A 14,750-nucleotide genomic window follows, 5' to 3' on the forward strand; every position below is an offset into this window, starting at 1 on the left:
GCCATCCTCCCTAAAATGGGTCGTTATAATCACTGATCCGAATCAGCTTTTTGTTGACAAACTCAAAGATCCCAACTTCAGATAGCTCCCGTCCATAACCTGACTTTTTCGTACCTCCAAAAGGAAGATCAGGCTCTGTCCACGTGGGGTGATTGATAAAGACCATCCCACTATCAATTTGCTTAGCTACTTTTTCAGCTCTTTCTAGATTATCACTAAAAACAGAGGCACCTAAGCCAAAAACCGTATCGTTAGCTAAATGGATGGCTTCTTCTTCTGTTTTGACGCGGAAGATGGTGGCAACAGGCCCAAAAAGCTCTTCGCTATAAGCTGGCATCCCAGGCTTAACATCAACCAGAACCGTAGGGGTTACAAATGCACCCTTGATATCTGGTCGCTTTCCACCCACCAACGCTTTAGCACCTTTTTTAATTGTTTCGTCTATCTGCTTCTGCAACAGAACTGCAGCACCTTCACTCGACAGAGGCCCAAGGGTTGTCTTGTCTTTAGAAGGATCTCCCGGTTTTAATTTGGCTAATTTCTCACTAAATTTTTTAATAAATTCATCTGCAATAGAATCCATCAAAATATACCGTTTAGCAGCGATACAGCATTGGCCTGTGTTATTCATCTTCGCCCAAATCGCAGAATCTAACGTTTTTTCAATATTGGCATCATCCAAAACGATGAAAGGATCATTCCCCCCTAATTCGAGCACTGATTTTTTTAAGGATTTTCCAGCAGTTTCAGCTACATGCGCTCCAGCCCCCTCACTTCCTGTTAATGAAACTCCCGCTATTTTGGGATTTTCAATTACTTGAGCAACAGCTTTGGATGAAATTAAAAGATTTGTATAGACACCCTCTGGAGCTCCACCCTCTTTAAAAAGTCTTTCTAAAGCGATTCCACATTGTGGAACATTTGAAGCATGTTTGATGAGAACTGTATTCCCAGCCATGATATTAGGTGCCGCAATACGTGCCACTTGATAAAAAGGAAAATTCCATGGCTCGATACCAAAAACAACCCCGATCGGATCAAAAACAACATAGGCTTCACCAGTCTCTACATCTACTTTTTGCCGTTTTAAAAATTTTTCCGCATTGTCCGCATAGTAATCCAAAATATTCGCGCTGAGATCCACTTCTGCTCTTGCATCACTGATCAATTTTCCCATTTCAAGCGTAATGATTTGGGCAAGCTCTTCTTTTTGGCTACGCATTTTTGCGGCTGCTTCATGCAGAACTTTCGAACGCGTTGAGAAAGGCGTTTTTTTCCAGCTTTTAAAAGCTTCATGCGCTTTTGTGACAGCTTTTTCTATTTCTTGAGGTGTCATTTCTTTAAATGTTTTTATAACCTCGTTATTGAAAGGATTAACTGTTTGAATGGCCATATCTAACTCCAAATAAGTTATTAGGAAGAAAAGAAAGCGCACGACAGGCGATTTTCTTAATTATATAAACTTACTATTGTGTGTAGCTCATGTAAATTATTTTTTAAATAATTTTTCTCTTTTTTAGGGATTTAGAATCCTTAGATAAATAAAGTCATTAACTTATGAATATTCAAGTCTAATTTTAAGAAATGGCTTTCGATTTGGGGTATGGAATGGAAGTAAGATCCCCTAAAAAGATATGAGAAGAAATGATTGGTCAGGAATTCGTTCAATTTCCTGACTGGGGTGTGTCGTCAATTAAGCCATATCACAGAAGCTGCTAAATAAATGGCAAATAAAAAGTTTCGAACAGTTTTATCATAACGAGTAACGATCCCTCGATATTGTTTTAACTTGGCAAAAAAATTCTCAATAAGATGCCTAGACTTATAGAGATGTTTATCATAATCTCTCGATTCTTTAGCATTATTCTTTGATGGAATTACGATGCCTTTACAAGCTTTCCTCAATGGAAGAATTACTCTGTCTTCGACGTCAAATGCTTTATCAGCAATAACAATTTCAGCCTGGATTTTAGGTAGTAGTAGTAGATCAGCCCCATCTAGATCATGAGATTGTCCTGGAGTTAAAGCAAACTGGTCGGATTACCTAAAGCATCTGTTGTAGCATGAATTTTGGTGCTTAACCCTCTTTTGCTCTTTCCTGTGGCTTGGTCTTCGCGTTGCTTTTTTTATTGCACTGGCGTTGATACGCTCGTACAATTGTAGAATCGATCATCCCGTATTCATTATCAGCATCAGCGGCTAAATATTTGAATATTTTTCCCAAACACCGCTCTTAGCCCCACCTGCTCCATCTTCGGTGGATATTTTTCCAATCCCCAAATCTCTCTGACAAGTCTCTCTAGGGTATACCTGCTCGATACGGTAGAGCCCAGCTTCAATAAACAATCGATTATCTTTAGCAGTATACCCAATATAACCCTCACGCCCAGGCAACAGATCTTTGATCTGTTGCCATTGATCATCTCTCAATGCATATCGCTTCATAAACAACTCCTTGGAATCGTTTAGTTTATTCGATATCTACATGATTTAATCAATCACTTAATTGATGACACGCTCTAATAAAAAATAAGAAAATCTTATTCTAAATGAAGCAATTCTTGTGCTTTTTGATTCAAAAGATCCCAGATTTCTTGGAAATTAACAATTTTATGTCGTGCAATGAGGCTGATGATTTTATTTTCAAACCTGGAAAATTCAGGAAATTTATCTCTAAATATTTGTTGTGCAATGATTCCTTTTAAATTATCATGAAAAGAAAATCTTTTTTGAATAATCAGATTCATTTTTTGTGCTTCTTCAAAAAGAGCTCGCGTATTAACCAATCTTCCAATTTTAATTGCTCGTTTTTTAATTTTTTCTTCAGAATAATTATTAATATTGACAGTTTTAAAAATTTGATCTAAGTATTTTTTAAATTCTTTTTCTTCCGGATCTAATTCATATTGCGTAATACGACGATAATGCATGAAGAACATTTGCTTAAATGTTCTCATCTCGTAAAACGGAAGCTTATTAAAAGACACGGCTTCTGTGAAAGATTGATCGCCCGTACACCCTATCATCATGTGACTATTAACCATTAGTGCATGTACATCTTTTTGTGGCATGGGAAAGAGATTAATCAGGCGTAAAAATTTTCCTTGTTCTGCAAGCTTTTTTTTGACAGAGACCAATTTATTTCCTTCTTTGGAAATAAATTCAACCCCCGCAATGCCCTGCTCTTTCAAAAATTGATAGTCAATTTCTGAATCCAAAGGATCGAGATAAGAACAAATATCAATATTTTTACTTTGATTAAATTGAGAGAAAGTTGCCGAATAAAGAAATAAACGCATGATTTTTTTATTTGTATGGATATATGAAAAAAACAATTCATTTTCATAAAAATATTTTTCAACATCACCTTCAGAAAGAGCTGTTCTCTCAAAAAGACAACTTTTTAGAATATCATCCTTTAAATTTATCAAAGAGCTATTGGAAGGCATATCCTTAATAAAAATTCCATCGTAGTAATAGTCTAATCCCATTCCAATTCGGCGACTTCCATATTCGTTTACAAAAACATACCTTTTTTCTGACTTCATTTCATCTTTTGCATTAGAAATCTCTCTAGAATGAAAGATATCAACTTCCCAAGGAATTTCCAAAATGAACAAAGATTTTTTTATTCTCTCTATCACGTCTTTTTGACAGGATTCACCTGACTTTACCACACAACAATCAAATTTTGTAGGTAAAGAGATTCCTTCTAATTGCTTGTCCGAACAAAATACGGGGATCATTAACACCTGCTGATTAGGAAAACTTTTTTTTATTGCCTCAGAGGTGGAAAGAGCATGATAGTAATCTCCAACCCCATCCGTTAAAACTTGGGTCATCACAACAATTTCTTTGTCTAGAGGGAGTGGATGTTTTTGATATAATTGCGAATAAAAATTTTTAAAAATAACATGTGCAAAATTGTAAACCAATAAACTTGCTTCTTCCGTTGGCAAGCTATACTCGTTTGTATTTGTTTTTAAATAAGCCGTTTTAATAATTTTGTTTTTTGCCCAATCATCCATTTCAATTGGCGGAGGACTACTTAATAAACTAATGTGATTTGACATGAAAAGAACCTATTTAATTTTAAAAAAACTTAAGGTTATAATTTCAAATATTTAAATTCAATTTATTTCATACAACACAATTTTAGTTCACTAATTTGATTAAACGATAAATTACTGAATTTCTAAATCTTGCACATGCAAAATCACTCTTTTAGGGCCTTGTAGGATAAGTCTCGCTTTCGCTCGTCTTACCCCAAAATTATCTTTACTTCTCTTAAGTCATGATCCCTTTTGGCATCCCTTGTTATGTCATTTCGTTCAGCATGCATGCCTTTAGTTTCAACTCAAATTCTTGATTTCCAATGCTTTTACTAAATAGCTTCGCCCCCAAATATTCCTTTTAGTCGTGAAAATGCTGTTTCCACTAGCGATCTTTTGTGATATCCGACTAATTTCTTCCATAGCTTTATGGCCACCTCACCATTTCCTAATCCTATAATCTGACAGATAGCATCATTCCTAGCCCTTTGCCATGGCTTTTCCTTTTCGTTAAACATTGCTCCTTCTCTTGCGGAACTATCAATTTCTGCCCTTTTTCGTAAGCCATTTTATAACAATCCAATGTATCGTAAGCCCCATCCCCAACCGTTCTCTTAACAGATCTGGGAGCTTTCTTCAAAAGCTTTGGACCCACTTCACAATCTGCTGTTTCTATTGAGTGCACACTCGTATATGGAACTTCTTCCATCGCCTTCTTTTTTGCTTACCATGTTGTCTTACCTTCCATTCGCCTCTCCATAATAGATTTTAACTATCAAACACTAGGTCTGTGAGAGATTCTTTCGATAATCTCTTGAAATATTTACCCAATAGCTTTGCTCTGGCAGCTACTGTAGTAAAATGAGGAATCTTCAACTCCAATTCCATGGAGATAAAATAGATTCAACAAATCCAATTAACTAGCGATAAGGGAGGCTATAAACAACCTTCAATAGCATCATTAGAGTATTATTGAGGAGAGCCTAAGAAATGGGGATCTTTCCGAGATCGCCATCTTTCAATAGCATCTTCATTAATCCAAAGAGAAAGTTTATCATGATTTTTCAAGGATTCGGTATACTACGACCAGTTCCGTGCTTTGTATTGGGACATTGTAAGCTCAGTTGTGTTTCAAAGCCGATGAGCTTACAAATTTTTCATAAAAATTTTAGGATAAGTCTCCCTTTAGTCGACTTATCCTACAAGACCCTCTTTTAGCACAATTTTTGAGTCTTCCATCAATTCAGCTCTTAAAGCTTTTGCATAGGCCTTTTCTCCAGAATCTGGAGTGCAATCGGCACAATTAAGAGCAAATCGCCATTCTGTCCATACGGATACCTCTCGCTGGGTCACCTGATTAATGCCCAACCATGTAGGGAGAATTTCACCGTTTTTTTTTCTCCAATTGATTTCAGGCCTTAATTTTTCAACTTTCTCTGCAACCTTATTGAGCTCATATGCCAATTGAAGAGCATATCGCTCTGAAACTTTTTGATTAAAGCTCGAGTCAGAACTCATTTTGGCACTGAATGTCACTTGAATATCACTTATTTTGATCTCACCTAATTTTCTTCTCACTTTTTCTAAAACACGTTTTTTAGCTTCGATCACGCTTTTTTTGATCAAAGAAATTTCTTCAGGCCCTAGCTCTCCTCTTATGAGATATTTTTCTGGAATATGAGGCTCTGTCAAAATGGAATCAGCTGGGTTTAAATAAACGGTAGTTAACTCGATCATGTGTCTCTGTATTAAATAAATGATTGAATGGACTTTGATTGAGAAGGTCGGAAATTCCCACCTTCTCACCTTTTGATCTAAAAATGAATGGCATGTCCCAGGGCATTTAATGCCGCTTCTTTGATTGCCTCACTCAATGTCGGGTGAGCATGAGAAGCATAGGCGATGTCAGAAATGGTGGCTTTTTTCTCAATCGCGATCACGCCCTCACCAATCATCTCCGAGGCGTTAGGACCAATAATATGCATTCCGATTAAACGTCCTGTATTGGCTTCTCCGATGATCTTGACCAATCCATCCGTATCGCCAATGCATCGCGCTCGCGAATTGGCTTTGAAAAGGCAGCTTCCTATTTGCAATTTTAATTGCGCATCTTTTGCTTCTTGCTCAGTTAATCCTACCGCAGCAACCTCCGGATGCGTATAAATCACATTAGGAATAGCCATATAGTTCACATGAGGATGTAAACCAGCTAGCTTTTCCACAGCTGCTATTCCTTCTTCGGATGCGCGATGTGCAAGCATAGCCCCGTCAATGAGATCTCCTATCGCATAGATAGAAGGAATGTTCGTTTGTAAATCCTGATTGACTTCCACGAATCCTCTAGGAGAAACTTGGACACCAACGTCCTGCAATCCTAACCCTTTGCTATAGGGACGACGTCCAACGGCCACGAGTACATTGTCCGCATCAAACGTCAGTTTTTTGCCTTCATGCTCGACATAGACAGCAACTTGCTCTTTACCAACCTCTGCACCTGTGACTTTGGCACCTAAGTAAAATTCAAGCCCTTGCTTTTTTAAAGTCTGTAATAAAGTTTTGCGAATGGTTTGGTCCATCATGGGGCAAATATAATCGAGCATCTCAACAACCACAACTTGTGTACCAAGGCGCGAATAGACTGAGGCCAATTCAACTCCGATGACTCCCGCACCTACCACAATCAATTTTTTAGGAATTTTTGGCAGGCTGAGAGCTCCCGTAGAAGAGAGCACAATCTTTTCATCAAAAGGAAGAAATGGCAATGCAATTGGCTCTGATCCTGTGGCTAAAATTGTGTATTTAGCCTGAATCTTTTGAGTTTGACCATCTTTTGTGACTTCAATTTCATTGGGAGAAAGCAAACGCGCTGTGCCCGTGATTCTTTCCACATTATTTTTTTTGAAAAGACCCGCGACGCCCTGCGTGAAGCCTGTCACTACCTCTTGCTTACGTTTCATCATTTGAGAAAATTCGACACGCAAATCAGAAATTTCAATTCCGTGTGTTTTCCCATCTTTTTGTAAAAAATGAAACATCTCCGAAGAATAGAGTAGGGCTTTAGAAGGAATACACCCGACATTTAGGCAAGTACCTCCTAAAGTAGAGTCTTTTTCAATACAAGCCGTTTTAAAACCCAACTGAGCAGCGCGAATAGCTGCTACATAACCGCCAGGTCCGCTACCAATGACAACAACATCAAATGAGGCATTACCGTTCATGTTACACCTCAATTAATAGTCTTGAGGGATCTTCCAAGGCATTTTTGACATGCACTAAAAAGGTCACGGCTTCTTTTCCATCGACGATGCGATGATCATAGCTTAAAGCTACATACATCATGGGCCGAATCACAATCTGATCATCCACAACAACCGCTCTTTTTTCTATTTTATGCATCCCTAAAATGCCACACTGCGGAGGATTGAGGATAGGCGTGGAGAGAAGAGAACCATAAATCCCGCCATTGGTAATAGTAAAACCTCCCCCTTGCAAATCATCCACAGCGAGTCGACCTTCGCGGGCTTTTTTGGCATAAGCTTCGATATCTTTTTCAACTTCTGCAAAAGAAAGTTGTTCGCAATTACGTAAAACGGGCACGATTAAGCCACGATCTGTTCCGACCGCAATTCCAATATCAAAATATTCGCGATGGACGATCTCATTTCCATCAATATAGGAATTCAAATCGGGGACTTCTCTTAGAGCAGATACCACAGCCTTAACAAAAAAAGACATAAAGCCTAATTTCACACCATGTTTTTTTAGAAAAGCATCTTTGTATTTCTCTCGAGCAGCCATGATAGCTGAAAAATCGATCTCATTAAAGGTTGTTAGCATGGCTGTGGTTTGTTGAGCTTCTACCAATCGATTCGCAATCACTTTGCGTATCTGAGACATTTTACGTCGCGTTTCGCGCCCTTCCATTTTTTTAGGAGGGGGAGCCTCTTCTTCTAGCTGTGGAATTTCTTGTTCACGTGTTTTTCCCACAGGCACAGATTGTGGAAAATCTTTTTGTTCAGGTTTTACCACATCCTCTAAAAACGCCTCTTTTCCATACCGAATGCCCTGTGAAGGCTGTGGAGCTTCTTGCGGTTTGGCTTGAGCTTTTTCTTCGGTTTTTGGAACAGTAGCTTGAGGTTCTGACGCTGAGCCTTGTGTTGCTTTTGCTTCTGTATCTACAAAGCCGACGACCTGACCAATTGTAACTGTCTCTCCTGGTTTGACCTGCAAAGTTAACACTCCAGATGCTTTAGCATAAAGAACCTGATTGACCTTGTCAGTTTCCAATTCCAAAATTTCATCATCAACTTGAACTGTTGAACCAGACGGTTTGATTAAGGTTCCCACAGTTGCTTCAGTAATCGATTCTCCCATTGCAGGGACTTTGATTTCCTCTTTCATTTTTTTGTGTGCCTTTGTTTTACTTTGCCTTCTTTCCAAAGATGGCTTGGATGATTTCGGCATGTTCTTGTTTATGCAAAGCGTATGATCCAACGGCTGGGGAAGCTTTACAAGCTCTTCCTATATACTCTAATTCGAGAGTTGAGGGAAGAATTTCTCGCAATTTTGGTCGAATAAAGTTCCAAGCTCCCATATTGCGAGGCTCTTCTTGTACCCAAGCACAGCGGCTAAACCCTTCATATTTTTTTATAATCTCTAATAATTTCTTCACGTTGAGGGGATACAGCTGCTCGATGCGTACAATTACCATGTCCTCCACCCCTTGTTTTTTGCGCTCTTCATCGAGATCGTAGTAAAAGCGTCCACTACAAAACAGAAGCGTTTTCACTTTCTTTGATGCACGAGGATCATCATAGATGTCTTGGAAAGAGCCATTCACAAAATCTTGGATGGGATTCTGAGCAGCAGGATGGCGTAAGAGCCCCTTTGGAGTAAAAACCACCAGAGGCTTTAAGGAAGCAAGCATCGTTTGCCGACGTAAGAGATGGAAGAATTGAGCAGGCGTCGTCGGATTGACAATTTGCATGTTGCAATCCCCCGCGAGGGTCAAAAATCTTTCGATACGTGCAGAGGAATGTTCGGGTCCTTGACCTTCATAGCCATGTGGTAAAAGCATAACCAAGCCCACTTTCTGGCCCCATTTTTCTTCTGCGGCAGAAATGTATTGATCGATCACAATTTGCGCACCATTCGCAAAATCTCCAAATTGTGCCTCCCAAATCACCAAAGCCTTCGGATTTCCAATGCTATACCCATATTCAAAAGCTAAAACAGCATATTCAGAAAGTGGCGAGTTGTAGATATTAAAGCGACCTTGTTTCTCCTTTAAATGTTGAAGCGGAAAATAGGGCTGATCCGTCTGTTGATCAACCCACATAGCGTGACGATGACTGAAAGTTCCTCGGCAAACATCCTGCCCAGAAATTCTGACACTCACACCATCCCATAGCAGAGTACCGTAAGCAAGTGTTTCGGCCATTCCCCAATCAACAGACTTTTGACCGATTCCCATCTGACGACGATCTTGAATCAAATTTTCGAGCTTTCGGTGAATATGAAAATCGGGCGGAATTGTGCTGAGCTTTTCCGTTACTTCTACTAAAGTATCTTGTGGAACACCCGTCGGATAAGTGACAAACAACTCATCTGCATCTTCGGATTTAACTTTCTTGACTTTTTCAGTCGGTATTTTCGTTTCTTGCAAAGCTTTTTGTAACGACTCTTTAAACTCGTGTTCTAAAGATTCAGCCATTTGTTTTTCTAGAATCCCTTGGTGAATCAAATTGTCTCGATATAGCTCTCGAATAGGCTTTTTTTGCCGAATCAGTTGGTATTGATACGGCTGAGTATACGCAGGTTCATCAGTTTCATTGTGGCCAAATTTGCGATAGCAGTTTAAATCAATAAATACATCACATCGATATTTTTGCCTTAACTGCACAGCTAAAAGAGTCGCGTACACACACGCCTCGGGATCTTCCGCATTCACATGAAAAACAGGCGCACGAAATGTCCGTGCAATGTCTGTACAATAATGAGTTGAGCGAGAGTCACGCGGCAACGTGGTAAATCCGATTTGATTGTTAATCACGACATGGATTGTTCCGCCAGTCGAATAGCCTGGCAAATCATACATTTGCATAGTTTCATAACAAACTCCTTGCCCAGAAATAGCTGCATCCCCATGTACCAAAATAGGGAGCACTTTTTTCTTTGTTTCATGATCGCTAGCGAGGATTTGACGAGCATAAACTTCCCCTTCCACTACCGCATCGACCGATTCTAAATGGCTCGGATTGGGGGGCATCTCCACACGCACTTTATGCCCAGTAGCTGTTTGCACATTGGAAGAGAAGCCTTTGTGATATTTAACATCTCCACTCCCTTCAAAAGAGTCTGGAATATATCCTTCATCAAATTCTGAAAAAATATCGGCATAAGATTTGTCCAAAATATTACTGAGAACATTTAAACGTCCTCGATGAGCCATACCCAATACAAACTCTTCCACCCCTTCTTGGCTTCCTTTCTCAATAATCGCATCTAGGATTGGAATAAGAGTCTCTCCACCCTCTAAGGAAAATCTTTTTTGTCCTGTATACTTTGTGTGCAGAAAGAGTTCAAATAATTCCGACTTATTTAAATGCTGCAGAATCAAGCGCTTTTGCTCAAATGTCAGCTCAATTTTAAAGCGTGTGGGCTCAATGTGATTTTGCAACCACTTTTCCATGTCAGGATTTTCCAATCCCATGTATTCAATCCCGATGTTTTCGCAGTAAATCTCGCGTAAGCAGTTAATCAATTCCTGAAGGGTTGCAGAGGCTTCATTCAAAAGTCCACAAGTGGGAAAACGATGAGACAGTTCTTCTGGAGTAAAACCTAAAGTCTCTAGCTTGAGCTGCCACGGTTCCTCGATCGGAGCTGTAGCGATTGGATTAACTTTAGCCATGTAATGCCCATATGTCCGATAGGCCTCAATTAAGTGGTAGATGCGCACTCCACCAGCTGCGACTTGATCGATAAGCATCTGATCGATCCCTCTTCTATCTGAGGGAAAGGTTTGAGTCGCTCCCGGTTTGGCCTCTTCAAACAAATGACGCCAGGAGGAATCCACACTGTGAGGATCTGCTTGAAATTTTGCATACATTTCGTCGATCAAAGCTAAATTAGCAAAGCCTGATTGAATTAAAGCATTATAGGACGTCATTTCGAAAACCTCTTTATAGATCACCACTCAAGTTATGTATTAAAAAATGATGGCAGAGAAAAAGGCAATCCTTATCACCATTTTTTTGCACATAGCGTTAATTCTTGTTTAACTCAGAAAAAATTTATTTGGAAGAATAACTGCAATGATTAAGATAGATGACTAAATTGTAGGAAATATCTATGACTTCGCGATTGATTTTCATTCTGTTATGCTTTTTTCTGTGGGGATGCAATACGCCCCCACCTTCCGACCCGCGACAAACCCAAGAAATTGGGGGGAGAGAAGATGGAAACCCACCGACCCGCTTTCCTGTTTACCAAGCCAAAGTCCCCTTGTCATGGATTCGAAAAGATGCGCTCCACACTCAATCTCTTCAAGATAGTACTTTACCCATTTGCGAGTTTTTTATTCGAGAGGAACAAAATGAAGTGCGTGTTACGGTGCATAATTTTCCGAATGCATCACTAGAAAGCCGAGTTCCACCTTTGGCTCAAATTTCTCGCTGGAAAAAACAATTTGAGCAGTTAAATCCTTTGCATCAACATACGCAACCTCAATCATGGGGAGGATTCGTCGGCCTTTATTTCGAAGGAAGCGGACAGATAAAAGGAGAACAGGTCAAAATGCTTGGCTGGTGTATGCAATTGGCTCGAGACCATTTTTTAAATGTTCAACAAAAATTGTTGATTTCTCCTGATCCCTACTTCAAGCAGGCTTTGGCTGACTACACGATTAAGGCTTTAGGACCTAAGGAATTCGTTGAGCAACATCAAACTGAAATCGAAGCATTTGCAAATAGTTTTGAACTCATTAAAGAGCTACCTAGACAATGAAGAAATTGATCAAAACCTTTTACCGATTTTTAGGAAGCATTCAATTTGCTGTCACTTTGATTGCCATCTCTGCTTGTTTCATCGTGGCAGGAACTTGGATTGAATCCCTAACAGATTCTCACCGTTCTGCGGCGCAATTTGTTTACCAAAATCCGGTCTTTAAATTTTTGCTGATCGCTTTTTTTATCAATATTCTTGTTTCTGCCCTTAATCGCTGGCCATTTAAATGGAAGCATATTCCTTTTTTAATTACGCACGTAGGCTTGTTAATGATTATAGCAGGTGTGTTTATCAAAAATATGTATGGGGTCCAAGGTTCACTCGAAATTGTCGAAGGCAGCGGTAGCCACTCCTTTTTCTCTCTTGACAATCCGATTGTTCATTTAGAAAAAAAAGACTCCCCTCTGACAGAAAACTATGCACTTAGATCATCCCCCTTAGGAAATCTCACTCTTCATGCTCCTGAATCAAAAGCATTTCCAGAAATCTCAGTTGAGCTTTTAAGCTATGCCCCTCATTCGGTTGAAAAAGCCCATACATGGATCGATCAAAGCCAAGGCAGAATAGCGGGTTTGAAACCCTTTCCCATTTATCTTTGGGAAGGCAAAGATTCACCCCTTCCTTATAGTTCACAGGTTAAATTGCATCACCCGCGCTCTTTCCCATGGCGGATTTATGCATTCCGTACTCCATACGTTGAAGAACTGGCAAAAGAGCTTTTTCTTCATATGACCGAGGTAGCAATCAGTGACACGACAAATGATCAGCTGCTATGCCATATGCCCTTAAAAACAGCTCTTGAAATACCCATGACTTGGAAAAATGGGAAGGCAACCCTTTCTTTAGACTTTAATTTTTCAACTCTTGCAGGATTTCAAAATCCCCATATTCTGTTAGAAGGAAAGCACAATAAAAACTTCAAAATTAAAACACAACTTACCGGTGATCAAGCTATTTTTAATCAAAATGAGCTTGTCACACAAATGGGTAAGGCCCCTGTATCTCTGGATTTAGTTTGTTCTCCCAGTTTAGCTTTCATAGAAAATGAGGAAGGAGATGTTTATTTACTTGCATTTGATTCAAATGGTGAAGTTCATTCGCAATTTTTTAAAAATGGGGCTTTAGACAAAGTTGTCATTTATGACCAAGGATTTGGAGGCTATTTTGCGACAGCAACAATTCCTTTTTCAAACCTACCCAATACACGAAAAGAAAAAGAAGCGGCTCGCCTGCAGGGCTTAGCTATGCAATTGCGACAAATGCTTAAAAGCGCCTCTCTTTTACCACCACCCGTTCAATTGCTCTCGAAGACATGCCAAAAGGTTCAGAAAGATTTTGTCTCCTCCTTTTTACTCTTTTTGCATGAGTGGGATAAACAAGGAGGCTGGGTGTTGTCGTCTTCAGACAATTTGCCAGACAAACTGAATGCTTTGCTAACATCTTTGGACTGGAGTACTCTCTCTCCGATTGATCTTAAAGCTTGTCACTGGATCGCTCTACTTTCCCAAGAAATCGAATCCAAGCTTTGGGCTGGAGAAGATCTGTCTATTTATTTAAAGGAAAAGGGATGGCCCTATCCAGTCCCTAAATTAGTAGAAAAACAATTTCCTGCTTTTATGACCGATTTCACCCAACAGATTTATGCACTTTCGACAGATCTTCCTGCGATTGATACGCAAAATTTATCCAAGCCCCTTCCAGATGCAGCTTTATTATCTGCCTATTTCAGAATTTACTCTCTTCATCTCAGTCATTTGCAAAATGTTCAGAATCAAGAATCTCTTGCCGATATTTGTCAAAGTTACTTTGCCTCTCAATTTTTAGAATCCCTATTACAAGAACGATTAGAAGCTTCTAATCAACCAAATTTTTCTGAACTCATTACAAATCTTGCGGAAGATGATCAAGAATGGTTAACTTTGCAAAAATCTTGTCAAACTCTTGTTCCTTTCTTTTTTAAGCGGGGGAATGAAGATCAGCTAACAAAAGAAGAGATCCTCCAATTAATTGCTCTTACATTGCCTCTGCCTGTTTGTGAAACGACCTATTCAAGTGAGAAAATGCAGATGGATCTGGAAACCTCTTCTCCTGTCACGATCGAATGTCCTTTGACATATAGCTATCAAGCTTTGCCTTCCTTAGAAAAATTGGAAGCCAATATTCCGATTATTAAACTACTCGTCAAAGATGGCAAAATGGAAGAAACACAAGTTATGTCTTTCAAGCCACATGGGACACATTTGCGGCAACCGGTTTTGGGGGGTGACTATGTGATTTCTTTCGAGACTAATAAAGAGGAAATCCCTTATCACTTGCGTTTGAAAAACGCCCGACAAATTCAATATGCCCAGTCTTCCCAAACCTACAGTTTTGAGAGCGACCTTTTAATTTTGGACCAAAAAAGAGGATCACAAGTTGAAACAACTTTAAGTATGAATCGAGTTTATGAGACTTGGGACGGATATCGCTTTTACTTAGCAAATATGACTCCCGCTACAGAGAATTCAGCTAAGCGCGTACAAATTGTCGTTAATTATGACCCCGCTAAGTATATTTTAACTTATCCTGGTGCAATCATCCTTTCTATGGGAATTCTTCTCCTCTTTTGGTCTCCTTACCGAAAGAAATAATTAAAATATTAGTTTAACTTAATATTGAAATTAATACATTTTTAGTATAAAATAAAAGAAAGCT

At 39.3% G+C, this 14,750-nt stretch carries 9 protein-coding genes and 1 pseudogene; 2 read left to right on the forward strand and 8 right to left on the reverse strand.

Going from position 1 to position 14,750, the window contains the following annotated elements:
- Positions 1–10 precede the first annotated feature (10 nt).
- From AOM43_RS03235 to AOM43_RS03270, 8 genes and pseudogenes are all read right to left on the reverse strand, one after another.
- Positions 11–1,393, reverse strand: coding sequence for an NAD-dependent succinate-semialdehyde dehydrogenase (locus AOM43_RS03235; protein ID WP_006340956.1), 1,383 nt, complete (start codon positions 1,391–1,393; stop codon positions 11–13).
- A gap of 296 nt (positions 1,394–1,689) precedes the next feature.
- Positions 1,690–2,445 (reverse strand): annotated as a pseudogene (locus tag AOM43_RS12930) (IS5 family transposase).
- A gap of 95 nt (positions 2,446–2,540) precedes the next feature.
- On the reverse strand, positions 2,541–4,073 hold the full coding sequence (locus AOM43_RS03245; RefSeq protein WP_059358997.1) for a hypothetical protein: 1,533 nt from the start codon (positions 4,071–4,073) through the stop codon (positions 2,541–2,543).
- A gap of 433 nt (positions 4,074–4,506) precedes the next feature.
- Positions 4,507–4,761, reverse strand: coding sequence for a hypothetical protein (locus AOM43_RS03250; protein WP_006340960.1), 255 nt, complete (start codon positions 4,759–4,761; stop codon positions 4,507–4,509).
- 485 nt (positions 4,762–5,246) lie between these two features.
- Entirely contained in the window at positions 5,247–5,789 is a 543-nt protein-coding gene (locus AOM43_RS03255; protein WP_039376581.1) for a hypothetical protein, read from the reverse strand.
- Between the two features lie 77 nt (positions 5,790–5,866).
- Entirely contained in the window at positions 5,867–7,270 is a 1,404-nt protein-coding gene (gene lpdA, locus AOM43_RS03260) for a dihydrolipoyl dehydrogenase (protein ID WP_059359000.1), read from the reverse strand.
- A 1-nt stretch (position 7,271) separates the two neighbouring features.
- On the reverse strand, positions 7,272–8,453 hold the full coding sequence (gene odhB, locus AOM43_RS03265; protein ID WP_006340963.1) for a 2-oxoglutarate dehydrogenase complex dihydrolipoyllysine-residue succinyltransferase: 1,182 nt from the start codon (positions 8,451–8,453) through the stop codon (positions 7,272–7,274).
- A gap of 19 nt (positions 8,454–8,472) precedes the next feature.
- Positions 8,473–11,220 (reverse strand): 2-oxoglutarate dehydrogenase E1 component, encoded by a 2,748-nt coding sequence (locus AOM43_RS03270; protein ID WP_013924836.1) that lies wholly within the window; start codon positions 11,218–11,220, stop codon positions 8,473–8,475.
- Between the two features lie 182 nt (positions 11,221–11,402).
- Here AOM43_RS03270 and AOM43_RS03275 point away from each other — a divergent pair, with 182 nt between their 5' ends.
- Together AOM43_RS03275 and AOM43_RS03280 are read left to right on the forward strand one after the other, a co-directional pair.
- Positions 11,403–12,056, forward strand: coding sequence for a hypothetical protein (locus AOM43_RS03275; protein WP_006340965.1), 654 nt, complete (start codon positions 11,403–11,405; stop codon positions 12,054–12,056).
- Entirely contained in the window at positions 12,053–14,686 is a 2,634-nt protein-coding gene (locus AOM43_RS03280) for a hypothetical protein (protein ID WP_013924835.1), read from the forward strand. Before AOM43_RS03275 ends, AOM43_RS03280 begins: the two co-directional genes overlap by 4 nt.
- The last annotated feature ends 64 nt before the right edge of the window (positions 14,687–14,750 follow it).

Source organism: Parachlamydia acanthamoebae, from assembly GCF_000875975.1.
Taxonomy (GTDB): Bacteria; Chlamydiota; Chlamydiia; order Chlamydiales; family Parachlamydiaceae; genus Parachlamydia; species Parachlamydia acanthamoebae.

Excerpts from the sequence above, each read along its gene's own strand:
- AOM43_RS03235 (WP_006340956.1), bottom strand. The coding sequence starts at position 1,393 with ATGGCCATTCAAACAGTTAATCCTTTCAATAACGAGGTTATAAAAACA.
- AOM43_RS03245 (WP_059358997.1), bottom strand. The coding sequence starts at position 4,073 with ATGTCAAATCACATTAGTTTATTAAGTAGTCCTCCGCCAATTGAAATG.
- AOM43_RS03250 (WP_006340960.1), bottom strand. The coding sequence starts at position 4,761 with ATGGAAGAAGTTCCATATACGAGTGTGCACTCAATAGAAACAGCAGAT.
- AOM43_RS03255 (WP_039376581.1), bottom strand. The coding sequence starts at position 5,789 with ATGATCGAGTTAACTACCGTTTATTTAAACCCAGCTGATTCCATTTTG.
- lpdA (WP_059359000.1), bottom strand. The coding sequence starts at position 7,270 with ATGAACGGTAATGCCTCATTTGATGTTGTTGTCATTGGTAGCGGACCT.
- odhB (WP_006340963.1), bottom strand. The coding sequence starts at position 8,453 with ATGAAAGAGGAAATCAAAGTCCCTGCAATGGGAGAATCGATTACTGAA.
- AOM43_RS03270 (WP_013924836.1), bottom strand. The coding sequence starts at position 11,220 with ATGACGTCCTATAATGCTTTAATTCAATCAGGCTTTGCTAATTTAGCT.
- AOM43_RS03275 (WP_006340965.1), top strand. The coding sequence starts at position 11,403 with ATGACTTCGCGATTGATTTTCATTCTGTTATGCTTTTTTCTGTGGGGA.
- AOM43_RS03280 (WP_013924835.1), top strand. The coding sequence starts at position 12,053 with ATGAAGAAATTGATCAAAACCTTTTACCGATTTTTAGGAAGCATTCAA.